2 protein-coding genes are annotated in these 1,792 nt (G+C 42.0%); both read left to right on the plus strand.

Annotation, left to right across the window (positions count from 1 at the left end; all coding sequences use genetic code 11):
• The first annotated feature begins 247 nt into the window (after nt 1-247).
• The gene (gene catC, locus ACS8FD_RS13575; RefSeq protein WP_011513602.1) at nt 248-538 is read left to right on the plus strand and encodes a muconolactone Delta-isomerase; all 291 of its coding nucleotides are present in this window, start codon (nt 248-250) and stop codon (nt 536-538) included.
• Nucleotides 539-637: 99 nt separating this feature from the next.
• Nucleotides 638-1,561: a catechol 1,2-dioxygenase gene (gene catA, locus ACS8FD_RS13580; protein WP_201581469.1), complete on the plus strand. Its 924-nt coding sequence runs from the start codon at nt 638-640 to the stop codon at nt 1,559-1,561.
• The last annotated feature ends 231 nt before the right edge of the window (nt 1,562-1,792 follow it).

A 1,792-nucleotide genomic window follows, 5' to 3' on the forward strand; every position in this document is an offset into this window, starting at 1 on the left:
TTTTGGTCCTTTACTATTAACCGAAGACGTTTTAGTAAAGCCTCTTGATTATCAAGACTTTGGTTTAAATGTTCCTACAGGCGCAGGTATTGGCATCGAAGTAGACAGCGATAAAATCTACCACTATGCCAAACAAACCATCACCAATTTACCTAAATCATAAAAGACTTAATTTTCTACTAACGCTCAAACTGAAACACTGTAAAAGTCAGCCAAGTTATCTTTCATCACGTATAAGGAAATCATTATGTTATACCACGTCAGAATGGATGTCTTAATCCCAACAGATATGGACGCCGATAAAGTCAACGAGCTTAAAGCCACAGAAAAAGCACTATCACAAAAACTGCAAGAGCAAGGTAAATGGCGTCATATTTGGCGCATAGCAGGTCAGTATTCTAATTTTAGCATCTTTGATGTTGAGAGTAATGAAGAGCTACACGACATCATGATGTCGCTACCGCTTTATCCATACATGAAGGTTGAAGTGACACCGTTATTACGTCATCCATCTTCTGTTCGTAGTGATGACAGCTAAACCAAGCAAGTAAAGCGAATATCAGATTCTATAAAAACTGAGTAAGAGTACTCAATATAGTTACCCTTTATTAAAACAGTCCTCAACAAGGAGAGAGACATGGAACGCAGCCAAATTGAAGCATTAGCCACTCAATTCATCAAAGGCAAAATCGACTTCCCTGAGCAAGTCAATCCACGTGTACAAGCAATTGTTCTACGTATTGTCACAGACCTTATGCAAACCATTAACGACTTAAAAATTACCGCCGATGAGTATTGGTCTGGGGTTGAGTTTATCGGTGACTTGGGCAAAGAAGCAGGTTTATTATCGCCCGGCCTTGGTTTTGATCACTTCATGGATTTAATGATTGAAGAGGATTTAAAAGCAGCCGGTCTTGACGGTGGTACTGTACGTACTATTGAAGGTCCACTCTATGTCGCTGGTGCGCCAGAAGAAAAAGGCTTTGCGCGTCTAGATGATGGCACTGACCTTGACAATGGCACCGTGCTATTTATGCAAGGCACTGTTTATGGTGAAGATGGAAAGCCTCTTCCAAATGCAAAAGTTGAAGTGTGGCATGCCAACAGCTTAGGTAACTACTCTTTCTTTGATGAATCACAGTCTCATTTCAACTTACGTCGTAGCATCATTACCGATGAAAACGGAAATTATGCATTCCGCAGCATCGTGCCGCTAGGTTACTCGGTACCACCAGAAGGAATGACGCAAAAAGTATTGGGCGCGCTAGGACGTCACGGTCATCGCCCAGCTCACATTCATTTCTTTGCCAGTGCTGACGGTCACCGCAAACTGACCACGCAGATTAACATCGATGGCGATGAGTACCTATGGGATGACTTTGCTTTTGCAAGCCGCGAAGGCTTGGTACCAGAGGTAACGATGGTCGAAGACGCGGACAAGCTAAAAGAAAAAGCGCTTGATAAGCCTTACGCAAGTATCGACTTTGACTTTCATTTAGTAAAAGACATTGACCAAGCTATACAAGGCAGCGAAGTAGAACGCCGCCGTGCTCAAGGTTAATGAGCACTCATATTAAATAGCATTAATTAATCACTACTAGCGACTTACGTTTGATATGCCCTCAGTTGTCGTATCAAACGTTAGCTTCTAATCTCATTTTATACCGTCATTATACAAGGAAGGCAGCCATGAGCGAGCGTATCAATCTAGTACCTGAAGGATCAGACATCACTATTGATGATTTTTTAGAAGAGAACAGTGAAAAAGGGATTTATCGCCTGCATCGTAGCG

Source organism: Psychrobacter sp. 1U2 (assembly GCF_051847575.1).